The organism is Burkholderia sp. Bp8984, assembly GCF_003853755.1.
Lineage (GTDB): Bacteria > Pseudomonadota > Gammaproteobacteria > Burkholderiales > Burkholderiaceae > Burkholderia.
Window position 1 is genome coordinate 228295 of record NZ_QTQN01000004.1, and the last position, 21829, is coordinate 250123.

The 21829-nt window shown below is 68.3% G+C and carries 19 protein-coding genes; 14 read left to right on the plus strand and 5 right to left on the minus strand.

Annotated elements, in window-relative coordinates:
- Positions 1–12 precede the first annotated feature (12 nt).
- Complete coding sequence (locus DID98_RS06720) at positions 13–489, minus strand: OsmC family protein (RefSeq protein WP_124520151.1); 477 nt, start codon at positions 487–489, stop codon at positions 13–15.
- Between the two features lie 94 nt (positions 490–583).
- Here DID98_RS06720 and DID98_RS06725 point away from each other — a divergent pair, with 94 nt between their 5' ends.
- Positions 584–1240 carry a GntR family transcriptional regulator gene (locus tag DID98_RS06725; RefSeq protein ID WP_124485996.1) on the plus strand — a complete coding sequence of 219 codons (657 nt, stop codon included), beginning with the start codon at positions 584–586 and terminating at the stop codon, positions 1238–1240.
- 89 nt (positions 1241–1329) lie between these two features.
- Here the strand turns inward: DID98_RS06725 and DID98_RS06730 are convergent, their stop codons facing one another.
- The gene (locus DID98_RS06730) at positions 1330–2388 is read right to left on the minus strand and encodes a LacI family DNA-binding transcriptional regulator (RefSeq protein ID WP_124485995.1); all 1059 of its coding nucleotides are present in this window, start codon (positions 2386–2388) and stop codon (positions 1330–1332) included.
- A gap of 190 nt (positions 2389–2578) precedes the next feature.
- On the opposite strand from DID98_RS06730, the gene DID98_RS06735 reads away from it, so the two are divergent.
- The 5 genes from DID98_RS06735 (at position 2579) to DID98_RS06755 (ending at position 8968) form a co-directional block, all read left to right on the plus strand.
- Positions 2579–3727, plus strand: a complete 1149-nt coding sequence (locus DID98_RS06735) for an ABC transporter ATP-binding protein (protein ID WP_124520153.1) — start codon at positions 2579–2581, stop codon at positions 3725–3727.
- Positions 3728–3736: 9 nt separating this feature from the next.
- The gene (locus DID98_RS06740; RefSeq protein WP_124520155.1) at positions 3737–5731 is read left to right on the plus strand and encodes a beta-galactosidase; all 1995 of its coding nucleotides are present in this window, start codon (positions 3737–3739) and stop codon (positions 5729–5731) included.
- A 76-nt stretch (positions 5732–5807) separates the two neighbouring features.
- Positions 5808–7067, plus strand: coding sequence for an ABC transporter substrate-binding protein (locus DID98_RS06745; RefSeq protein ID WP_124520157.1), 1260 nt, complete (start codon positions 5808–5810; stop codon positions 7065–7067).
- A 54-nt stretch (positions 7068–7121) separates the two neighbouring features.
- Positions 7122–8090, plus strand: a complete 969-nt coding sequence (locus DID98_RS06750; RefSeq protein WP_409333437.1) for a carbohydrate ABC transporter permease — start codon at positions 7122–7124, stop codon at positions 8088–8090.
- Between the two features lie 26 nt (positions 8091–8116).
- Positions 8117–8968: a carbohydrate ABC transporter permease gene (locus DID98_RS06755; RefSeq protein WP_039318652.1), complete on the plus strand. Its 852-nt coding sequence runs from the start codon at positions 8117–8119 to the stop codon at positions 8966–8968.
- Positions 8969–9231: 263 nt separating this feature from the next.
- On the opposite strand, the gene glcC is transcribed toward DID98_RS06755, so the two are convergent.
- Positions 9232–10002 (minus strand): transcriptional regulator GlcC, encoded by a 771-nt coding sequence (gene glcC, locus DID98_RS06760; RefSeq protein ID WP_044848878.1) that lies wholly within the window; start codon positions 10000–10002, stop codon positions 9232–9234.
- A 231-nt stretch (positions 10003–10233) separates the two neighbouring features.
- Here glcC and glcD point away from each other — a divergent pair, with 231 nt between their 5' ends.
- From glcD to DID98_RS06785, 5 genes are read left to right on the plus strand one after another with little or no spacing between them, the layout of a single operon-like run.
- A complete protein-coding gene (gene glcD, locus DID98_RS06765) occupies positions 10234–11733 on the plus strand; it encodes a glycolate oxidase subunit GlcD (protein ID WP_124485990.1) in 1500 nt (499 codons plus the stop codon).
- Positions 11733–12815, plus strand: a complete 1083-nt coding sequence (gene glcE, locus DID98_RS06770; protein ID WP_124485989.1) for a glycolate oxidase subunit GlcE — start codon at positions 11733–11735, stop codon at positions 12813–12815. Before glcD ends, glcE begins: the two co-directional genes overlap by 1 nt.
- 26 nt (positions 12816–12841) lie before the next feature.
- Positions 12842–14062, plus strand: a complete 1221-nt coding sequence (gene glcF, locus DID98_RS06775; RefSeq protein ID WP_124520159.1) for a glycolate oxidase subunit GlcF — start codon at positions 12842–12844, stop codon at positions 14060–14062.
- A 31-nt stretch (positions 14063–14093) separates the two neighbouring features.
- Positions 14094–14498, plus strand: coding sequence for a heme-binding protein (locus DID98_RS06780; RefSeq protein ID WP_044848880.1), 405 nt, complete (start codon positions 14094–14096; stop codon positions 14496–14498).
- 44 nt (positions 14499–14542) lie between these two features.
- Complete coding sequence (locus DID98_RS06785; RefSeq protein ID WP_124520162.1) at positions 14543–16717, plus strand: malate synthase G; 2175 nt, start codon at positions 14543–14545, stop codon at positions 16715–16717.
- Positions 16718–16768: 51 nt separating this feature from the next.
- Here DID98_RS06785 and DID98_RS06790 read toward each other — a convergent pair whose 3' ends face one another.
- Entirely contained in the window at positions 16769–17143 is a 375-nt protein-coding gene (locus DID98_RS06790; protein ID WP_124520164.1) for a hypothetical protein, read from the minus strand.
- A 121-nt stretch (positions 17144–17264) separates the two neighbouring features.
- Between DID98_RS06790 and DID98_RS06795 the strand changes: the two genes are divergently transcribed.
- From DID98_RS06795 to DID98_RS06805, 3 genes are all read left to right on the plus strand, one after another.
- Positions 17265–18827, plus strand: a complete 1563-nt coding sequence (locus DID98_RS06795) for a sensor domain-containing diguanylate cyclase (RefSeq protein WP_124485985.1) — start codon at positions 17265–17267, stop codon at positions 18825–18827.
- Positions 18828–18947: 120 nt separating this feature from the next.
- Positions 18948–20327, plus strand: coding sequence for a cache domain-containing protein (locus DID98_RS06800; RefSeq protein ID WP_124520166.1), 1380 nt, complete (start codon positions 18948–18950; stop codon positions 20325–20327).
- 30 nt (positions 20328–20357) lie between these two features.
- A complete protein-coding gene (locus tag DID98_RS06805; RefSeq protein ID WP_044848871.1) occupies positions 20358–21002 on the plus strand; it encodes a response regulator transcription factor in 645 nt (214 codons plus the stop codon).
- A 209-nt stretch (positions 21003–21211) separates the two neighbouring features.
- On the opposite strand, the gene DID98_RS06810 is transcribed toward DID98_RS06805, so the two are convergent.
- On the minus strand, positions 21212–21808 hold the full coding sequence (locus DID98_RS06810; RefSeq protein WP_124485984.1) for a phospholipid-binding protein MlaC: 597 nt from the start codon (positions 21806–21808) through the stop codon (positions 21212–21214).
- Positions 21809–21829 lie beyond the last annotated feature (21 nt).

Consider the following 21829-nt stretch of genomic DNA (forward strand, 5'->3'; position numbering starts at 1 on the left):
TCACGGCATGCATCACGCTTCCGCGACCTCGATCACCGGCTCGCACCGGATCGGGAAGTTCACGGAGTTCGCCACATAGCACTTCGCATGCGCGTCATGATGCAGCCGCTCGGCGAGCGCACGATCGTCGCCCGCCTGGATCGTCACGCGCGGATGCAGCACGATTTCGGTGAAGCGCCCCGGCCCGGGGCTGTCGAGCATCGTCCCTTCCGCGTCATCCACATACGCCAGCACGCGGATGCCCGCATCGGAACACAGATGCAGATACCAGAGCTTGTGACACGCCGAGGCCGACGCGAGCAGCAAGTCTTCCGGATTCCAGCGCGCCGCGTCGCCGCGGAACGCCGCGTCCGACGAGCCCGGAATGTCCGGCTTCGAACCCGCGCGGATCACGTAATCGCGGCCGTATTCGCGATACCCCGAAGTGCCGGTTCCCCGGTTGCCGGTCCACTCCACTGCCACGCGGTACTTGTGTTCGCCATGCGCCATCTCGCTCTCCTTCGATATCGGAACGTGAGGCCGTCATTGTGGCACCGGAATGTCATTTGGTATACCATTATTCCAAAATGAGGAGCACGGGAACATGGAAGCCAGACTCGATTCGACGGCGGACGCGGTGGCTGCATCGTTGCGGGAGATGATCATCAACGGCGAGTTGCAGGCAGGCGAGCGGCTCGTCGAGCGCGACCTCGCCGAACGCTTCGGCATCAGCCGGATTCCGATGCGCGAGGCGATCCAGCGCCTCGAACGCGAAGGATTGCTGGATATCTTCAGGAATCGCGGCGCGGTCGTGCGGATGCTGAGCGCATCCGACGTGCAGGAGATCTACGACATGCGCGCGCTGCTCGAAGGCGACGCGATCTACCGCAGCGTGAAGCGGCTCGATGACGAAACACTCGCGCGCGCCGAACTCGTGCACAGGCTGCTCGGCGAATCGAACGTGCCGCGCCGGCAAGGCGAGCTGAACCGCGAATTCCATGCGCTGCTGTATTCATGCTGCGGCAACGAGCGGCAGTTGAAAGCGATCGCGGAGCTGCGCAGCCAGGTCGAGCGCTACGAGCGACTGCAGGCGACGTTGCTCGCGGATACGCCGTCATTCCAGGTCGAGCATGAGGAAATCCTGCAAGCGTGCCGCGAACGCAATGCACGTGGCGCCCGCGCGATGACGGTCGCGCACCTCGATTCGGCCCGACGCATCGTGATGCGGCTCGTCGAGGACGATCTGCGCCTTGGGGCGTGATCGAGCCACTCGTGTGATTCCATCTACCGGCCCGCGGCCGGCCTCTACTCAGGCTTAGCCCGTCGGCTTCGGCTTCGGCAAGCATGACACTACGCGACGCGCCCCGCGTGGCCGCCTTCTCCCGCTAAGCCATCGCGCACCGCCCCCGTCGTCCCTCGCACCACCAGCCGCGGCACCGACGCCGTCCGCACGCGCGATGCATCGTCGACCTGACCGCCCGCCTCGCGCAACGCGTTGAGCAGTTCGACCGCGAGCCCCGCGGCCTCGGCGGTCGGAATCGCGACGGTCGTCAACGTAGGACGCGTATCGCTCGCCAGATGAATATCGGTGATGCCGACGATCGACAGATCGTCGGGCACACGCCGGCCGCGATCGGCGGCCGCATGCAGCGCGCCGATCGCGGGCAGGTCGTTGGTCGCGACCAGCGCGGTCAGCCCGGGATGAGCGTCGAGCAGCCGCCCGGCCGCACGCACGCCGCCTTCGATCGAATCGGGCTCGGCCGCGACGATCGACGCGTCGAGCCCCGCTTCGCGCATCACATCGACGAAGCCGTCGTAGCGCGCCGCCTGCACACCGCTCGCCGAGCCGCCGACGATCACACCAATGGACTTGTGCCCGAGCTCGACCAGATGCCGCGTCGCAATCCGCCCCGCCTCGCGAAAATCCACCGCGACGCACGGCAAGCCTTCGGGCGGCGCATCGGGCCGCTCCCACAGACACAGCACGACCGGCACGCCGCGCCGCGCGACGTCGACCAGATCCGGCAGGTGCAGGTTCGCGTTGGTCACGAGAATCCCCTCGGAAATCGTGCCGGCGATCTGGTCGAGATACGCGCGCCCCTGCAACGGATCTTCGTTCGTATTGCAGACGATCAGGAATTGCCCGTTGCGCCGCACCGCGCGCTCGACCGCGAGCGCGAACTCCGGATAGAACGGGTTCGCGATGCTCGACACCATCAGCGCGACCGTCGGCGCGCGCCCTTCAGCCAGCGCCCGCGCGGCCAGATGCGGCCGGTAGCCGAGCGCCTGCACCGCTTCGAGCACCCGCGCGCGGGTGGCTTCGCCGACCCGGCCGCGGTTGCGCAGCACGTTCGAGACCGTCGCGGCCGTCACGCCGGCGCGACGGGCCACTTCATCCAGTGTCGCCATGATTTGCCCACTATATGAGACGTCGATCCAGTATTTGCTTCGCTCACCGAAGCGGCGCACTATCGCCGCACACCCTGCCGCCCGACCGACGGGCGCGACTCGGCCGCGATCGCGATCGGCTCTTTTTTTGATCGCGATGCTTAAGCGCTTAAGCATCGACGAAAGCGCATTAGAACATGGAGCGGAGACAATGGCGAGCATCTCGATGCGACGCGTGCAGAAAGCCTATGGCGAGCACGCGCCGGTCATTCGCGACGTCGATCTGGAGATCGGCGCGCACGAGTTCTGCGTGTTCCTCGGCCCGTCCGGCTGCGGCAAGTCGACCCTGCTGCGGATGATCGCGGGCCTCGAGGACCTGAGCGACGGCGAGCTGTCGATCGACGGCCGCCGCGTCGACGACGTGCCGGCCGCCGAGCGCGGCGTCGCGATGGTGTTCCAGAGCTACGCGCTGTTTCCGCACATGACGGTCTACGAGAACATGGCGTTCGGGCTGAAGCTCGCGCGCGTGCCGAAGGCCGAGATCGACCGGAAGGTGCGCGACGCCGCGCGGATCCTGCAGCTCGACACGCTGCTCGAGCGCAAGCCGAAGGCGCTGTCCGGCGGCCAGCGGCAGCGCGTCGCGATCGGCCGCGCGATCGTGCGCGAGCCCGGCGTGTTCCTGTTCGACGAGCCGCTGTCGAACCTCGACGCGGCGCTGCGCGGCCAGACCCGCATCGAGATCGCGAAACTGCACCGGCAGTTCGAGCGCGCGAGCGTCGTCTACGTGACGCACGACCAGACCGAAGCGATGACGCTCGCCGACAAGATCGTGCTGCTGCACGCCGGCGCGGACACCGCGCGACACGGCAGCATCGCGCAGGTCGGCGCGCCGCTCGACCTCTATCACCATCCGGCGAGCCGCTTCGTCGCCGGCTTCATCGGCTCGCCGCGGATGAACTTCCTGCCAGCCGTCGTCACCGCCTGCGACGCGCGGCGCACGATCGTCACCGTCGTGTTGTCCGGCGAAACCTTCACGCTGCCGCGCGACGGTTCCGCGCTCGCGGTCGGCGCGGCCGTCACGCTCGGTATCCGCCCCGAACACCTGACGCTCGACGCCGCGCACGACGCGACGACGCTCGCGCGCGACGTCGCGCTCGTCGAACGCCTCGGCGAGCAGACCTACGTGCACCTCGACCAGCCCGGCGGCACGCCGCTGATCGCGAAGGTGCCCGGCGACGCCCCGCTGCGCCGCGGCGAACGCGTGCACGCGCATGCGCCGGCCGCCGCCTGCCACCTCTTCACCGAAGACGGCCGCGCGGTGCCCGCGTGCGCCGACCTTCCCGTCCACCACTACGCATAAGGATCGGGCATGCGCCTCGGAGTCTGTTACTACCCGGAACACTGGCCGGAATCGATGTGGGCCGACGACGCCCGCCGGATGAAGGCACTCGGCATCGCGCAGGTGCGGATCGCCGAATTCGCGTGGAGCCGCATCGAGCCGTCGCCGGGCGAATACGACTGGGGCTGGCTCGACCGCGCGATCGACGTGCTCGGCACGACCGGCCTCGAGATCGTGATGTGCACGCCGACCGCGACACCGCCGAAATGGCTCGTCGACCGTCACCCCGACATCCTCGCGATCGGCGCGGACGGCCGGCCGCGCAAGTTCGGCTCGCGCCGCCACTACGACTTCTCGTCGCCGACCTATCTGGAAGCGTCGCGCCGCATCTGCACCGCGGTCGCCGAGCGCTACGGCCGCCACCCGGCCGTGCGCTACTGGCAGACCGACAACGAACTCGGCTGCCATCAGACGGTCGTCAGCTACTCGCCCGCCGCGCTCGTGCGTTTTCGTGCATGGCTGCAGGCGCGCTACGGCACGATCGACGCGCTGAACCGTGCGTGGGGCACCGTGTTCTGGAGCATGGAGTACCGGCATTTCGACGAAGTCGATGCGCCGGTCGGCACCGTGACCGAAGCGCATCCGTCGCACCGCCTCGACTACCGGCGCTTCGCGTCGGATGAAGTCGCACGCTATCACCGGATGCAGGTCGACGTGATCCGCGCGCATTCGCCGGGCCGCCCCGTCGCGCACAACTTCATGCAGCTCTTCACCGAGTTCGATCATTACGAAGTGGCGCGCGACCTCGACGTCGCGACCTGGGACAGCTATCCGCTCGGCGCGCTCGAGGAGCAATGGTTCGCGCCCGACGTGAAGGCGCGCTGGCTGCGCACCGGCCATCCGGATTTCGCGTCGTTCAATCACGACCTCTATCGCGGCATGTCGAAGCTGCCGTTCTGGGTGATGGAGCAGCAGCCGGGCCCCGTGAACTGGGCACAGTGGAACCCCGCGCCGCTGCCGGGCATGGTGCGGCTGTGGAGCTGGGAAGCGTTCGCGCACGGCGCCGGCTGCGTGTCGTACTTCCGCTGGCGGCAGGCGCCGTTCGCGCAGGAGCAGATGCATGCGGGCCTGCACACGCCCGACGACCGGCTCGACGAAGGCGGCCGCGAAGCGCAGCGCGTCGCGCAGGAGATCGCCGCCGTGCTCGACGCAGGTGCCGATGCCGACGCGAACGGCGCGGTGCGTGCACCCGTCGCGCTGGTGTTCGACTACGAAGCGAAGTGGCTGTTCGAAGTGCAGCCGCAAGGCGCCGATTTCCACTACCCGCGCTTCGCGTTCGAGTACTACTCGGCGCTGCGTTCGCTCGGCCTCGACGTCGACATCGTGTCCGCGCACGCGCCGCTCGACGGCTACCGGCTCGTCGTCGTGCCGCCGCTGCCGGTCGTGCCGGACGACTTCGCGGCACGGCTCGCCGCCTCCGGCGCGCATGCGGTGTTCGGTCCGCGCACCGGCTCGAAGACCGCCGACCTGCGGATTCCGCCGACGCTGCCGCCCGGCCCGCTCGCGTCGATCCTGCCGGTGCGCGTGTGGCGCGTCGAATCGCTGCGACCGAACGTGACCGAGCGGATCGACGGCACGCTGCGCGACGGCGCGCCGCTCACCGGCGACGCGCGTCACTGGCGCGACCTCGTCGAACTGCGCGACGACGACGCGCGCAGCGTCGTGCGCGCGCGTTTCGCCGACGGTCATCCGGCCTGCGTGTCGCACGGCACGCTGCACTACTGGGCCGCGCTGTTCGACGACGCGACCACCGCGCGCCTGTTCGCCGACGTCGCGGCCGAAGCCGGCCTGACACCGTCGCCGCTCGGCGACGGCGTGCGCGTGAGCCGGCGCGGCGGCCTGACCTACGTATTCAACTACGGCAGCACGCCGCACACGATCGATGCAGTGCCGCCGTCCGCGTTCGTGGTCGGCGCCGCGCAGGTCGAGCCGCAAGGCGTCGCCGTGTATCGAAGCGGTTCGTAGCAGCCGTTCGTAGCAACCGCCCCCGGCGCCGCGACGCGCCGGTCACGCACAACGACAGACAGGAATGGAGACACCCATGACACATCGCCCCCTTCGCGTCGCCGCCCGGCTTGCGACCGCCGCCGCCATCGCGTTCGCTTCGTTCGGCGCCGCGGCGCCGGCCGACGCGGGCACGCTGACGATCAACATCGCGTTCAAGGGCGCCAGCCAGCGCGCGGTCTGGCAGTCGACGATCGAAGCGTTCCACAAGGCCCATCCCGACATCGACGTGAAGCCCACCTTCGTCGACGAGGAAGCGTACAAGGTGCAGCTCCCCGCATGGCTCACGACCGTCGCGCCCGACGTCGTGAACTGGCACGCGGGCGAGCGCATGGCGTACTACGCGAAGCGCGGGCTGTTCGAGGACCTGAGCGGCGACTGGAAGAAGAACGGCTGGGATGCGATGTACGCGTCGACGCGCAGCGCATCGTCCTATAACGGCAAGCAGTATGCGGCGCCGACCGTCTATTACTCGTGGGGGCTGTTCTACCGCAAGGACCTGTTCGGCAAGGTCGGCATCGCCGACGAGCCGAAGACCTGGGACCAGTTTCTCGATGCATGCAGGAAACTGAAGGCGGCCGGCATCACGCCGATCGCGATCGGCGGCCGCGACGCGTGGACGCTCGCCGGCTGGTTCGACTATCTCGACCTGCGCCTGAACGGCAACGCGTTCCACCAGCAGCTGATGGCTGGCGACGTGCCGTATACCGATCCACGCGTGAAGAAGGTCTACACGACGTGGAAATCGCTGATCGACTCGGGCTACTTCATCGACAACGCGCTGTCCTACGATCTCGACGGCGCGCAGCCGTTCCTGTTCCAGGGCAAGGCCGCGATGATGCTGATGGGCACCTTCATCGCCGCGGGCTTTCCGCCGAACGTGAAGCAGGAAATGGGCTATTACCGTTTCCCGATCATCGACCCGAAGGTGCCGACCGCCGAGGACGGCCCGGTCGAATCGCTGCACATCCCGACCAAGGCGAAGAACAAGGCCGACGCGCATACCTTCCTCGCGTTCGTCGAAACGCCCGAGATGGGCGCGAAGCTCGCCGAAGGGCTCGGTTCGCTGTCGGCCAACGGCAAGTCGCCGGAGCCGGCCGATCCGATCTCGCGCATCGGCTTCCGGATCCTCGCCGACACCCGCGGCGGCGTCGCGCAGTTCTACGACCGCGACATGACGAAGGAAATGGCCGACGAAGGGATGAAGGGGATGCAGCAGTTCGTCGCGAATCCCGCGCAGCTCGACACCGTGCTCGCGCAACTCGAACAGACCCGCAAGCGGATCTACAAGAAGTAGCCGCGTGACCCCTGCGGCGGCCGAGTGCCGCCGCGTCCGCCCAGGAGGCTTGCCGTGTCCAGTCCGATCACGTCCAGACCCGTTGCAACGCCGGCTACCCCGGCCGCACCGCCCGCCGCCGCGCCGCCGGCCCGCAGCTCGCCTGCCGCGCTGCGCGCGCGCCGCCCGTCGCCGGCCGTGCGGCGACAACGGCGCGCCGCGTGGCTCTTTCTCGCGCCCGCGTGCGCAATGGTTGCCGTCTATGTGATCTGGCCGATCCTGTCGACGCTGTGGCTGAGCCTCTGCAACTGGGACGGGATGACCGAGCGCACGTTCGTCGGCCTCGCGAACTACGCCGAGCTGCTGCAAGCGCCGACGTTCTACACCGCGCTGCGCAACAACGTGATCTGGCTCGCGCTGTTCATGCTCGCGCCACCGCTCGGCCTCGCGCTCGCGCTGTACCTGAACCAGGCGGTCGCCGGCATCCGGCTCGTGAAGTCGCTGTTCTTCGCGCCGTTCGTGCTGTCGGGCGTGGTCGTCGGCCTGATCTTCTCGTGGTTCTACGATCCGACCTTCGGGCTGCTCGCGCTGATCGCCGGGCACGGGATTCCGGTGCTCGGCGATGCACGCTATGCGACCTTCGGCATCGTGTTCGCCGCGCTGTGGCCGCAGACCGCGTACTGCATGATCCTGTACCTCACCGGCCTCACGTCGGTGAACCCGGAGCAGATCGAAGCGGCACGGATGGAAGGCGCGCGCGGCTTCGCGCTGCTGTGGCACGTCGTGCTGCCGCAATTGCGGCCGACCACGTTCATGGCGATCGTCGTCACGGTGATCGGCGCGCTGCGCAGCTTCGACCTGATTTCGGTGATGACGGGCGGCGGCCCGTTCGAGAGCTCGACCGTGCTCGCGTATTACATGTACGACCAGGCGATCAAGTATTACCGGCTCGGCTATTCCGCGTCGATCGCGGTCGTGCTGTTCGCGATCATGCTCGTCTACATCGTGTTCCAGTTGCGCCGCATGCTGCGCAACGAGCAGTGATTTGACCTTCCGGGGAACCATTCATCATGTTTCCAACGCCCGTTGCCCACTGGAAGCCGGTATCGCGCCGGCTGTACAAGCTGTCGCTGCCCGTCGCGCTCGTGATCTGGCTGCTGCCGATGATCGCGGTGTTCGTCACGTCGGTGCGCTCGACCGAGGAACTGGTCGAAGGACACTACTGGGGCTGGCCGCGGCACTTCTCGATGATCGAGAACTATCGCGACGCGCTGACCACGTCGCCGATGCTGCATTACTTCTGGAACAGCGTGCAGATCACGGTGCCGTCGGTGCTCGGGTCGATTGCGCTCGCGGCGATGGCCGGGTTCGCGCTGGCGACTTACCGGTTTCGCGGGAATGCCGCGCTGTTCGGGACCTTCGTCGCGGGGAATTTCGTGCCGGTGCAGGTGCTGATGATTCCGGTTCGCGACTTGTCGCTGAGGCTCGGGGTGTTCAATACGGTCGAGGCGCTGATTCTCTTTCACGTCGCGTTTCAGACGGGGTTCTGTACGCTGTTTCTGCGCAATTTCATCAAGCAGCTGCCGTTCGAGCTGATCGAGGCGGCGCGGATCGAAGGCGCGGGCGAGTGGACGGTGTTCTGGCGGATCGTGTTGCCGTTGATCCGGCCGGCGCTGGCCGCGCTCGCGATTCTCGTGTTTACGTTCGTGTGGAACGATTACTTCTGGGCGCTGTGTCTCACGCAAGGTGACGAGGCCGCGCCGATTACCGCGGGTGTGGCGGCGCTGAAGGGGCAATGGACGACGTCCTGGAACCTTGTTTCGGCCGGGTCGATTCTCGCGGCGCTGCCGTCGGTCGCGATGTTCTTCGCGATGCAGAAGCATTTCGTCGCGGGGCTCACGTTTGGGGCGACGAAAGGGTGAGCCGACGCCGAGCGCTGATCGCGGCTGTCTGCTCGCGGATTCGCATCTCCCCCTCTTCATCGAGAGGATTGCCCGCTTCGGCGGGCTTTTTTGCGCGTTTCGGGTACGAACTACACCCCAATTTCGCCCGATTCAACCGCCTGAGCGCATGTCGCGCAGCGGCTAAACAGGTCGTGTCGGGCCACGCATCGAATAGGCCGCATCGCCAGCTCGACATGCTTGACACACGCCCTGACGTCATCGGCCACGCTGGTTCACGTGACTCAAGTCCACCCTTCGAGCCGCAACGTCGAGCGCACGAGCCGCTGCTCCTCCTCTTCGATCTCGCGCAGATACTCGACGCACTGCCGGATATGCTCGCTCGCCGCCTTGCGCGCCTGGTCGGGCAGCCGCCCCGTCACCGCGTTATAGAGCCGCGCGTGCTGGCGGTCGATCTGCTTCTTCAGCGGCTCGCGATGATAGAGGTTGTTCACCGACGCGAACACGGAGCTGAGCAGCAGATCGGTCAGCGACTGCAGCGTGTTGACCAGCACCGGATTGTGCGACGCCTCGCAGATCGCGAGATGGAACGCATGGTCGAGCTTCGCGCGCGCGGCCGGATCGAGATCCTGCGCATCGGCCGCCGTCATCTCCTCGTAGCGGCGCTTGATCAGGATGAAGTCGGCGGGTGTGCCGCGCAGCGCGGCGAGCCGCGCGGCTTCGGTCTCGAGCATGCCGCGCACCTCGAACAGGTCGTACAGCGTGCGCGGCTGCGAGCCGAGCAGATGCATCATCGGCGAGACTTCGCGCTGCGGGGTCAGGCTCGCGACGAACGAGCCCTTGCCGTGCGTCGTGTCGATGATCCCGCGCGCGCGCAGCAGCTTCATCCCTTCGCGCACGGCCGTGCGCGACACGCCGAGCTTCTCGGTCAGCCGACGTTCGGACGGCAGCGCCTGCCCGGCCTTCAACACGCCGTCGACGATCAGCTGCTCGATCCGCTCGGCGACGACATCGGCGACATTGCGCGCCGGCGCTTGTCGATTCTGCATTTCCATACTGGTATGACCACTTTGGACCGATGTCGCCGATTTTCGCACAAACCCTTGTGCGGATTGCGTTTCCTGTCACATCGAGTCACTTCTCAAAAACACTCTAGGAAAAACTGGTATGACCACGCGGGCGGCATCTGGACACGCCCCCGCCGCCCGCCAAGAATGCCGTCCATCGGCGTGCCGCGCGTCCTGCGGCCGCCTGCACGATGAAGATGGTGGAGACGGAGACACACGATGAGTTTCACCTACGACGAACGGATCGACGGCCCGTTGGCGACCGTCGACCGCGACACGCTCGTCGCCGCGCTCGACGCGGCGGCGCCCGGCCTCGACGTGCTGCACGAGCGCGAGGCGCTGAAGCCGTTCGAATGCGACGGCCTCGCCGCGTACCGCACGGTGCCGCTCGCGGTCGTGCTGCCCGACACGGTCGAGCAGGTGCGCGCGGTGCTGCGCGTCGCGGCCGCGCACGGCGTGCCGGTCGTCGCGCGCGGCGCGGGCACCGGGCTGTCGGGCGGCGCGATGCCGCTCGAAAAAGGCATCCTGCTCGTGATGTCGAAGTTCAACCGGATCCTGGAAATCGACGCCGACGCCGGCATCGCGCGCGTGCAGCCGGGCGTGCGCAACCTCGCGATCTCGCAGGCCGCGGCACCCTACGGCCTCTACTACGCGCCCGATCCGTCGTCGCAGATCGCCTGCTCGATCGGCGGCAACGTCGCCGAAAACGCGGGCGGCGTGCACTGCCTGAAATACGGGCTGACGGTGCACAACATCCTGAAGGCCGAGACCCTGACGATCGACGGCGACACGCTGACGCTCGGCGCCGACGCGCTCGACGCCCCCGGCTTCGACCTGCTCGCGCTGTTCACCGGCTCCGAGGGGATGCTCGGCATCGTCACCGAGGTGACGGTGAAGCTGCTGCCGAAACCGTCGAGCGTGAAGGTGCTGATGGCGAGCTTCGACGACGTGGCCGAAGCCGGCGCGGCGGTCGCGCGGATCATCGGCGCGGGCGTGATTCCCGGCGGGCTCGAGATGATGGACAACCTCGCGATCCGCGCGGCCGAGGACTTCATCCACGCCGGCTACCCGGTCGACGCGCAGGCGATCCTGCTGTGCGAACTCGACGGCGCCGCGACCGATGTCGACGAAGACGCCGAACGCGTGGCCGCGCTGCTGCGCGACGCCGGCGCGTCGGAGATCCGCGTCGCGCGCGACGAAGCGGAGCGGCAACGCTTCTGGGCCGGCCGCAAGAACGCGTTCCCGGCGGTCGGCCGCATGTCGCCCGACTACTACTGCATGGACGGCACGATCCCGCGCCGCGAGCTGCCGCGCGTGCTCGAAGGGATCGCCGCGCTGTCCGCGCAATACGCGCTGCCGGTCGCGAACGTGTTCCATGCGGGCGACGGCAACATGCATCCGCTGATCCTGTTCGACGCGAACCGTCCCGGCGAGCTCGACCGCGCGGAAGCGCTCGGCGGCAAGATCCTCGAACTGTGCGTCGCGGCAGGCGGCAGCATCACCGGCGAACACGGTGTCGGGCGCGAGAAGATCAACCAGATGTGCGTGCAGTTCAACGCCGACGAAATCACGTTCTTCCACGCGGTGAAGGCCGCGTTCGATCCGCAGCGCCTGCTCAACCCCGGCAAGAACATCCCGACGCTGCACCGCTGCGCCGAGTTCGGCGCGATGCACGTCCATCACGGCAAGCTGCCGTTTCCCGAACTGGAGCGCTTCTGATGCGACGCGAACGCGAACCCGAATCGATCGACGACAGCGCGGCGCTCGTCGCGCAGGTCGACGCCGCGATCCACGCGCGCCAGCCGCTGCACATCCGCGGCGCGGGCACGAAGGCGTTCGTCGGCCGCGCGGTCGAAGGCCGCGCGCTCGACGTGCGCACGCACCGCGGCATCGTCGCGTACGACCCGACCGAACTTGTCATCACCGCACGCGCGGGCACGCCGCTCGCCGAACTGGAAGCGATGCTCGACGCGGCCGGCCAGATGCTGCCGTGCGAGCCGCCCACGTTCGGCGGCACGGCAACGGTCGGCGGCATGTTCGCGGCGGCGCTGTCGGGGCCGCGCCGCCCGTGGGCCGGCGCGGTGCGCGACTTCGTGCTCGGCTGTCGCGTGATCACCGGCCACGCGAAGCACCTGCGCTTCGGCGGCGAGGTGATGAAGAACGTCGCGGGCTACGACGTGTCGCGGCTCCTCGCGGGCAGTTTCGGCTGTCTCGGCGTCGTGACGGAAGTGTCGCTGAAGGTGCTGCCGAAGCCGCGCGCGACCGGCGATCTCGCCTTACAGCTCGCTGCCGCCGAAGCCGTGCAACGCGTCGCGGCATGGCGTCGCGCGGGGCTGCCGCTCGCGGGTGCGTGCCACGCGGACGGCGTGCTGCGCGTGCGGCTCGAAGGCGGCGAGGGCTCGGTGAAGGCCGCGCGCGACACGATCGGCGGCGAGCGGATGGACGATCGCGACGACGGGTTCTGGGCGCGGCTGCGCGACCTGTCGCTGCCGTTCTTCGACGATCCGCGCCCGCTGTGGCGCGTATCGGTGCCGGCGGCCGCGCCGCTCGATGCGCTGCCCGGCGCGCTGCTCGTCGACTGGGGCGGCGCGCAGCGCTGGCTGAAAAGCGACGCCGCGCCGGCCGACGTGCAGCACTTCGCAGCGCAGTGGGGCGGCCACGCGAGCTGCTTCACGCCCGGCACGACGCCCGAGCCGTTCCAGCCGCTGCCGCCCGCGCTGCTGCGCGTGCATCGGCAGCTGAAGGCGCAGCTCGATCCGCATGCGATCTTCAATCCCGGCCGCCTGTACGCGAACGTCTGACGCCAACCCGACTTCGAACCGCCGATATGCAAACCAATCTCAGCGAAGCCAGCAAGGCCCTCGACCGGGCCGACGAAGCGGAAGCGATCCTGCGCGCGTGCGTGCACTGCGGTTTCTGCAATGCGACCTGCCCGACATACCAGGTGCTCGGCAACGAGCTCGACGGGCCGCGCGGACGCATCTACCTGATCAAGCAAATGCTCGAAGGCGAGCCGTGCGGCGAGCGCACGCAGCAGCATCTCGACCGCTGCCTGACGTGCCGCAACTGCGAGACGACCTGCCCGTCCGGCGTGCGCTATCACACGCTGCTCGACATCGGCCGCGCGGAAGCCGAGAAGCGCGCGCGGCGGCCTGCGCGCGAGCGCCTGCTGCGCGCGGGCCTGCGTCACGTGGTGCCGCGGCCGGCAACCTTCGCCGCGCTGCTGAAGGCCGGCCGCGCGCTGCGCCCGCTGTTGCCCGGCACGCTGCAGGACAAGATTCCGGCCGCCGTGCCCGCCGCCACGCCGCGCCCGCCGGTACGCCATGCGCGGCGCGTGCTGATGCTGGAAGGCTGCGTGCAGCCTTCGCTGTCGCCGAACACGAACGCGGCCGCCGCGCGCGTGCTCGACCGCCTCGGCATCAGCGTGACGCCCGCGCGCGAAGCCGGCTGCTGCGGCGCGACCGAATATCACCTGAACGCGCAGGATGCCGGGCTCGCGCGCGCACGCCGCGACATCGACGCGTGGTGGCCTGCGATCGAAGCCGGCGCGGAGGCGATCGTGCTGACGGCGAGCGGCTGCGGCGCGTTCGTGAAGGAATACGGCGACCTGCTGCGCTCCGACCCCGTCTATGCGGACAAGGCGCGGCGCGTCAGCGCGCTCGCGCGCGACCTCGCGGAAGTGATCGCGGCCGAGCCGCTCGACGCGCTGGCCGAGTCGACGCGACGCCGCGTCGCGGTCCACTGCCCGTGCACGCTGCAGCACGCGCAGCGGCTCGGCGGCGCGGTCGAAAGCATCCTGACGCGGCTCGGCTTCGATCTGACGAATGTCGCCGACGGCCATCTCTGCTGCGGCTCGGCCGGCACCTATGCGCTGACGCAGCCCGAACTCGCGGCCAGGCTGCGCGACAACAAGCTCGACGCGCTCGAAGCCGCGCGGCCGGACCTGATTGTCACGGCCAACGTCGGCTGCCAGACTCACCTGAACGGCGCGGGCCGCACGCGCGTGCGCCACTGGATCGAGCTCGTCGACGACCGACGGGTCGACTGATTCCACCGACCGCTGATTCCGGAGGAACATGATGCAAACCAAACCCGAACTCCAGCTCGCCGACGCCGAACGCATGCTCGCGGCCGCCCGCGTGGAAGCCGCACGGCACGGCTGGGCCGTATCGATTGCCATCGTCGACGACGGCGGCCACCTGCTCGCGTTCGCGCGCCTGGACGGCGCGTCGCCGGCCAGCGCCGTCATCGCGCAGGACAAGGCGCGTGCGGCGGCCCTCGGCCGGCGCGAGACGAAAGCGTATGAGGATATGATCAACGGTGGCCGCACCGCGTTTCTCAGCGTGCCGCTGACGGGCTTGCTCGAAGGCGGCGTGCCGGTAGCGTTCGACGGCCGGATTGCGGGCGCAATCGGCGTGTCTGGCGTAAAGTCCGAGCAGGACGCGCTGATCGCCCGCGCCGGCGTACAAAGCGTCGCGACATGAGTCAGCCAAGCCGCGCGCGAATTTTTTCCCCGGGAGGAATCACGATGATCGACCAAGCAGGACTGCAAGTCGCGCCAGCGCTGAGCCAGTTCATTGAAAACGAAGCACTGCCGGGCACCGGTATCGACAAGGCCGCGTTCTGGAGCGGTTTCTCGGCCCTGGTACACGACCTCGCGCCGCGCAACCGCGAGCTGCTCGCGGAACGCGACCGCCTGCAGCAGGAACTCGACACGTGGCATCGCGCGCACCCCGGCCCGGTGCGCGACCATGCCGCGTTTCGCGCATTTCTCGAAGAGATCGGCTACCTCGTGCCGGTCCCGTCGAACGTCGCGGCAGCCACCGCGAACGTCGACAGCGAGATCGCGACGCAGGCCGGCCCGCAGCTCGTCGTGCCGCTGTCGAACGCGCGCTATGCGCTGAACGCCGCGAACGCACGCTGGGGCAGCCTGTACGACGCGCTGTACGGCACCGATGCGCTGCCCGAGGACGGCGGCGCCGAGCGCACCACGGCATACAACCCGACGCGCGGCCAGCGCGTGATCGACTACGCGCGCGGCGTGCTCGACAACGCGGCGCCGCTCGCGAGCGGCTCGCACCGCGACGCGCTGCGCTATCGCGTGGAAGACGGCCAGCTCGCCGTCGAAACCGGCAAGGGCGTCGTGCACCTCGCGCAGCCGGCACAGTTCGTCGGCTACCAGGGTGCGGCGGGCGCGCCGTCCGCGATCCTGCTGAAGCACAACGGCCTGCACCTCGAGATCCAGATCGACGCGTCCACCCCCATCGGCCGCGCCGATCTCGCGAACGTGAAGGACGTCGTGCTCGAAGCCGCGGTCAGCACGATCATCGACTGCGAGGATTCGGTCGCGGCGGTCGACGCCGACGACAAGGTCCAGCTCTACCGCAACTGGCTCGGCCTGATGCAGGGCACGCTGGTCGAGGAGGTTGCGAAGGGCGGCAAGACCTTCACGCGCCGCCTGAACGCCGATCGCGAGTACACCACGCCGGCCGGCGGCACGCTGGTGCTGCACGGCCGCTCGCTGCTGTTCGTGCGCAACGTCGGCCACCTGATGACCAACGGCGCGGTGCTGGACCGCGACGGCAACGAGATTCCGGAAGGCATCCTCGACGGTGTCGTCACGACGCTGTGCGCGCTGCACGACCTGAAGGCCAAGCGCAACTCGCGCACCGGCTCGATCTACATCGTGAAGCCGAAGATGCACGGCCCGGTCGAAGTCGCGTTCGCCGACACGCTGTTCGCGCGCATCGAGGATCTGTACGGCCTGCCGCGCAACACGCTGAAGATGGGCATCATGGACGAGGAGCGCCGCACCAGCGTGAACCTCGCCGCCTGTATCGCGGCGGCCGCCGCGCGCGTCGCGTTCATCAACACCGGCTTCCTCGACCGCACCGGCGACGAGATGCACACCGCGATGGAAGCGGGCCCGATGATCCGCAAGGGCGACATGAAGTCGTCGGCGTGGATCCAGGCGTACGAGCGCAACAACGTGCTCGCGGGCCTGTCGGCCGGCCTGCGCGGCCGTGCGCAGATCGGCAAGGGCATGTGGGCGATGCCGGACCTGATGCACGCGATGCTCGAGCAGAAGATCGCGCATCCGCGCGCCGGCGCGAACACCGCGTGGGTGCCGTCGCCGACCGCCGCGACGCTGCACGCGCTGCACTACCATCTCGTCGACGTGCAGGCCATCCAGCAGGAACTCGAGAAGACGCCGTACGCAAGCGAGCGCGACACGCTGCTCGAAGGGCTGCTGACCGTGCCGGTCGTCGAGCGCGCCGCCTGGAGCGAGAGCGAAATCCTGAGCGAGGTCGAGAACAACGCGCAGGGCATTCTCGGCTACGTCGTGCGCTGGGTCGAACAGGGTGTCGGCTGCTCGAAGGTGCCGGACATCCACGACGTCGGCCTGATGGAAGACCGCGCGACGCTGCGCATCTCGAGCCAGCACATCGCGAACTGGCTGCGCCACGGCGTGATCACCGAGGCCTTCGTGCTCGACGTGTTCAAGCGGATGGCGCGCGTCGTCGACCAGCAGAACGCCGGCGACCCGAACTATCGCCCGATGGCGCCCGGCTACGACCAGTCGACCGCGTTCAAGGCCGCATGCGCACTGGCGCTGCAGGGCACGTCGCAGCCGAGCGGTTATACCGAGCCGCTGCTGCATCGGTTCCGGCTCGCGTACAAGGCGCAACAGCACGGCGCGTAAGCCTTCGCATGCGGGCTTTCCCGCATGCGGTTTTCACGAAGCGGGCAGCCATTACGGCTGCCCGTTTTTACATTCGAATTCATGCAAACGCTGAAACGGATAATCGATCCGAATCGCACGATTTAAGGTTCCGCGTCCGCCTGCCGTTAAAGCATGTAAATCGGCGACGGCGGTATGCGCGCTGCCCCCTCCTGGCGCAAAGCCTTGCGCTGCAACGTTCCCCACGCGACTGGCAAGTCTCTGCCAGGGCGATAATTTGATCCGGATCAACGGTCCGCAACATTTTCCGCGTGCACGAATGCGCGCGTTATACTCGGACCAATCCGCGCCGCCCGATTCGTCGGATCGTCGAATCGCGGCAACTCTTGCCGGTGAGCAGGTGATGCAGCGGTTTATCCGGCCGCCATCGCCGATCATCGGCATCATGTTCCAGATCGGTCGGGCGGAATGCGCACCGGGGGGTGCATTCCGGATCATCGCCGGCAAATCATACGAACAATCGCATCGGCCCGCCGCCCCGGCGACGATGCCCATCGATCCACGGACCATGGCAGAAACCGACTACGCAATGCCCAGCGAATCCGGCCTGACAAGCCGCGTCGCCGCCCAATTGCGCCGGTTCCTGCTGCCGCACCTGATCTTCTATTCAGGGCTGCTGATCGCACTGATCCTGTTGTTGCTGTGCGGCATCCTGCTGTACGAAGGCCGGATCGACGCACGCGATCGCGCGCGCACCACCCAGCAGAACATCGCGCTGATGGCGTCGTGGGACATCGAGCGCAACATCGAGTTCTATGCGCTGTCGCTGCAGGCGGTCGTCGAAGGCGAGAACGATCCCGCGGTCCTCGCGCTGCCGATGCCGCTGCGCCGCCAGGTGCTGTTCGATCGCGCGACGACGGCCAAGTATCTCGGCGGCATCTACGTGCTCGACTCGAACGGTGACATCGCGGTCGACGGCAAGAGCGACGTGCCGCGCAAGGCCAACTTCGGCAACGAGTCGTACTTCACGGTGCACCGCGACAACCCGGACGTCGGCCTGTACGTCAGCGACCCGTACCGTTCGCGATTGCGCGGCGGCTCGCCGAGCATTGCGCTCAGCCGGCGGATCACGCGGCCCGACGGGTCGTTCGGCGGCGTCGCCGTGATGTCGATCCGGCTCGAATATTTCCAGGACCTGTTCTCGCGCCTCTCGCTCGGCGATCGCGGGTCGATGGCGCTGATCAATACGAAGGGCCTGATGCTCGCGCGCCAGCCTTACGATCCGGCGATCGTCGGCCGCAACATCAGCAAGGCCAGCACGTTCCGCCGGTTCATGACCGCCAACGAAGGGAGCTTCGCCGATACCGCGTCGATCGACGGCGTGCGGCGCCTGTACGTGTTCCGGCACCTCGACCACCTGCCGCTGATCATCATGGTCGCACGCTCGGAGGCGGACACCTACGCCGCCTGGTACGACCGCGCGATCCCGATCGGCTCGGCGATGGCCTTGCTCGCGCTCGGCTTCGTCGGCCTGTCGATGCTGCTCGACATCCAGCTGCGCAAGCGGCACCGCGCGGAAACCGAGCTGGAAGCGCTCGCGCGCACCGACGGCCTCACGGGCCTCGACAATCGCCGGATGCTCGACGTCACGCTCGCGCGCGAATGGCGCCGCGCGGCGCGCTCGCAGCACGCGCTGTCGCTACTGTTCGTCGACGTCGATCACTTCAAGCGCTACAACGACACGCAAGGCCATCAGGCCGGCGACGATGCGCTCGCCGCGGTTGGCCGCTGCATCGCCGGATGCCTGCGCCGCCCGGCCGACTATGCAGCGCGCTACGGCGGCGAGGAGTTCGTCGTGGTGCTGCCGGACGTCGACACGCCCGGCGCCGTGACGATCGCCGAATCGATCCGCACCGCCATCCTCGATCTCGGCATCCTGCACGACACGGATGCGTCGGACCGCCTGACCGCGAGCATCGGTGTGACGACCTGCTATCCGGAACTCGACGACAGCATCCAGGCCGCACTGAAGCTCGCCGACGACGCGCTGTACCGCGCGAAGGAAGGCGGGCGCAACCAGGTCGTCGTGCAGACGGCCCCGTCCGCCGAGCGCACGCTGCGGCGCGCCTGAGCCACGGCTGGCCGCCCGGCCGCCACAGCGCCGGCCGCGGGCGAAATCGCCGACAATGTCGGCTCGCCCGGCCGCCGCGCGACACGCGCGCCCGCCGGCTCGCGCCCGCTTCACACCACCATGAGACTCAAGGCAAAGATTTTCCTTCTGGCCATCGTGCCGTTCCTGCTCGCGATCGCCGGCATCGGCTTCGGCGTGCGCCAGCAGGCGACGTCGCTCGCGCGCACGCAGCACGCGACGATCCAGGCCGCCTACCTGTCGAGCAAGGAAGTCGAGCTGAAGCATTACGTCGAACTCGCGACGAGCGCGATCATGCCGCTGTACGACGCGAGCGGCCGCAATGCGCGCGACGACGGACTGCTGCGCACGCAGGCGCTCGCGATGCTGCAGAAGATGGATTTCGGCCCCGACGGCTATTTCTTCGTATACGACCTGCACGGCAATGCGCTGATGCATCCGCGCGAGCCCGAGCGCGTCGGCCACAACTACTGGTCGATGCGCGACCCGCAGGGCGCGCTGACGATCCAGCAGCTGATCAGCGCCGCGTCCCACGGCGGCGGCTACGTGCGCTACACGTGGCAGCGGCCGTCGACGGGCAAGCCCGCGCCGAAGCTCGGCTACGTCGTCGCGCTCGAACGCTGGGGCTGGATGGTCGGCACCGGCATCTATCTCGACGATGTCGACACCGCGCTGCAGCGCATCGACGCGCGCGCGTCCGCGAACATCGAGCGCACGATGAGCTGGCTCACCGCGATCGCGCTGACCGGCGCGGCGGCGATCGCCGTCTGTGCGCTGGTGCTGAACGTCAGCGAGTCGCGCAGCGCCGACGCGAAGCTCAAGCAGCTCGCGCAGCGCGTCGTCGAATCGCAGGAGCAGGAGCGCGAGCGGCTGTCGCGCGAGCTGCATGACGGGATCAGCCAGATGATGGTGTCCGCGAAGCTGATGCTCGAATCCGCGCTCGCGCGCTTCGAGCGCGGCACCGCGCGCATGCCTGAGGCCGAGCAGGCGCTCGCATCGGGCGTCGGGCGGCTCGGCGACACGCTGCGCGAAGTGCGCCGCATCTCACACGCGCTGCGCCCGGCGATGCTCGACGATCTCGGCCTCGCCGCCGCGCTCGAGCAGCTCGTGCGCGAGCTCGGCGCGGAAAGCGGCATCGACATCGGCTATACGCAGGTGGCGCACAGCGGCGCGCGGCCGCTGCCCGCGCCGGTCAACACGGCGCTGTTCCGGATCGCGCAGGAAGCGCTCAGCAACATCGTGCATCATGCGCAGGCATCGCGCGCGGCCGTCACGCTCGACGTCGGCGCGCATGCCGTCACGCTGACCATCGCCGACAACGGCTGCGGCTTCGACGCCGAGCGTACGCAGACCGACGCGCGCCGCGGCATCGGGCTGCGCAACATGCGCGAGCGGCTCGACGCGCTGGGCGGCATGCTGACGATCACGTCGCAGGTCGGCCACACCGTCGTAGCCGCGCGCGTGCCGCTGCGCGCCGCCTGAACACGATCCCCATAACCGGAGACCTTGCCCATGAGTGCCCCCGACACCGCCCGGCCCGCTGCCCGACTGCTGCTGGTCGACGATCATCCGCTGGTGCGCGACGGCCTGCGGATGCGGCTCGAGGCGGCCGACCTGTCGGTGGTCGGCGAAGCCGGCAACGCGGACGAGGCGCTTGCGCTCGCCGCGTCGCTCGAGCCCGACCTCGCGCTGATGGACGTCGGCATGAACGGGATGAACGGCATCACGCTCGCCGGCGTGTTCCACGAGCGCTTTCCGGGGATTCGCGTGCTCATGCTGTCGATGCACGACAACATCGAATACGTGACGCAGGCCGTGCGCGCCGGCGCGAGCGGCTACCTGCTGAAGGATTCGCCCGCGAGCGAGATCGTGCGCGCGATCGGCTCGGTGCTGGCCGGGCAGACGTTCTTCAGCGAAGGGCTCGCCGCGCGGATGATCCAGGCGAGCGCGACCGCGTCGCCCCTCGACCGGTTGACGCCGCGCGAGCGCGACATCCTCGATGCACTGGCCGAGGGGCTGTCGAGCAAGCAGATCGCGCAGCAGACGGGGCTGTCGGTCCGCACGGTGGAAACGCATCGGCTCAACCTGAAGCGCAAGCTCGAGATCGAAGGGCAGGCGGAGCTGATCAAGTTCGCGGTCGAGCATCGGCGGCGGTAGGGCGGCGACGTGCGGCGCCGCAAAAGGCACTCTGCGCGTCGGTCACATTGATCAGCTCTACGATGCTGTTTTTTCTCGCTTCGCATGTGATTCGCCGAGTCGGCATCGCGCAGTGGAATCACCGCTCGACCGCTCGACTGACCACGAACGAAAAAGGCGCCCGGAGGCGCCTTTCACTCATCCAAAATCCAGACTGCGCGCAGCGACGCTCAATTCGTCCGCGAATTGTGCTTCTGCAGATACGCGATCAGGCCGTCGATCCCGCCCGACGCGAGCTGGCTCTTGAACTGCCCTTGGTAGACCTGGATCAGCCACGCACCCGACATGTCGATGTCGTAGATCTTCCAGTCGCTGCCGACCTTGCCGAGACGGTAGCCGACCGACTGGCTGTCGCCCGGCGTCGTGACCGTCGACTGCACCAGCGCATCGGCACCCGACGCGCCGCCGGCCTTGAACGAGAACTTCGCGTCCTGGCTGCCGAGCTGCGCGAGCGACGCGGCATAGGTACGCGTCATCAGCAGCTTGAACTGCTTGTACAGCTCCTGCTGCTGTTGCGGCGTCGCCTGCTTCCAGGCATCGCCGACCGCGATGCGGGTCGTGCGCTCGAAGTTCGTCGCGGGCAGGAAGCGCTGCTCGACGACTTGCGTGACTTTTGCCATGTCGCCGCCGCGCGCACCCGGATCGGCCTTCATCGCGTTGACGGTGCCTTCGACCGCATTACGGACGATGTCGACCGGCGCGCTCTGCGCGAAAGCGGAAACCGACACGGCGGCCGCCGCGACGAAAGCAAACAGATGACGTTTCATACGGATATTCGCACTCGGTGA

Excerpts from the sequence above, each read along its gene's own strand:
- DID98_RS06720 (WP_124520151.1), bottom strand. The coding sequence starts at position 489 with ATGGCGCATGGCGAACACAAGTACCGCGTGGCAGTGGAGTGGACCGGC.
- DID98_RS06725 (WP_124485996.1), top strand. The coding sequence starts at position 584 with ATGGAAGCCAGACTCGATTCGACGGCGGACGCGGTGGCTGCATCGTTG.
- DID98_RS06730 (WP_124485995.1), bottom strand. The coding sequence starts at position 2,388 with ATGGCGACACTGGATGAAGTGGCCCGTCGCGCCGGCGTGACGGCCGCG.
- DID98_RS06735 (WP_124520153.1), top strand. The coding sequence starts at position 2,579 with ATGGCGAGCATCTCGATGCGACGCGTGCAGAAAGCCTATGGCGAGCAC.
- DID98_RS06740 (WP_124520155.1), top strand. The coding sequence starts at position 3,737 with ATGCGCCTCGGAGTCTGTTACTACCCGGAACACTGGCCGGAATCGATG.
- DID98_RS06745 (WP_124520157.1), top strand. The coding sequence starts at position 5,808 with ATGACACATCGCCCCCTTCGCGTCGCCGCCCGGCTTGCGACCGCCGCC.
- DID98_RS06755 (WP_039318652.1), top strand. The coding sequence starts at position 8,117 with ATGTTTCCAACGCCCGTTGCCCACTGGAAGCCGGTATCGCGCCGGCTG.
- glcC (WP_044848878.1), bottom strand. The coding sequence starts at position 10,002 with ATGGAAATGCAGAATCGACAAGCGCCGGCGCGCAATGTCGCCGATGTC.
- glcD (WP_124485990.1), top strand. The coding sequence starts at position 10,234 with ATGAGTTTCACCTACGACGAACGGATCGACGGCCCGTTGGCGACCGTC.
- glcE (WP_124485989.1), top strand. The coding sequence starts at position 11,733 with ATGCGACGCGAACGCGAACCCGAATCGATCGACGACAGCGCGGCGCTC.
- glcF (WP_124520159.1), top strand. The coding sequence starts at position 12,842 with ATGCAAACCAATCTCAGCGAAGCCAGCAAGGCCCTCGACCGGGCCGAC.
- DID98_RS06780 (WP_044848880.1), top strand. The coding sequence starts at position 14,094 with ATGCAAACCAAACCCGAACTCCAGCTCGCCGACGCCGAACGCATGCTC.
- DID98_RS06785 (WP_124520162.1), top strand. The coding sequence starts at position 14,543 with ATGATCGACCAAGCAGGACTGCAAGTCGCGCCAGCGCTGAGCCAGTTC.
- DID98_RS06790 (WP_124520164.1), bottom strand. The coding sequence starts at position 17,143 with ATGATGCCGATGATCGGCGATGGCGGCCGGATAAACCGCTGCATCACC.
- DID98_RS06795 (WP_124485985.1), top strand. The coding sequence starts at position 17,265 with ATGGCAGAAACCGACTACGCAATGCCCAGCGAATCCGGCCTGACAAGC.
- DID98_RS06800 (WP_124520166.1), top strand. The coding sequence starts at position 18,948 with ATGAGACTCAAGGCAAAGATTTTCCTTCTGGCCATCGTGCCGTTCCTG.
- DID98_RS06805 (WP_044848871.1), top strand. The coding sequence starts at position 20,358 with ATGAGTGCCCCCGACACCGCCCGGCCCGCTGCCCGACTGCTGCTGGTC.
- DID98_RS06810 (WP_124485984.1), bottom strand. The coding sequence starts at position 21,808 with ATGAAACGTCATCTGTTTGCTTTCGTCGCGGCGGCCGCCGTGTCGGTT.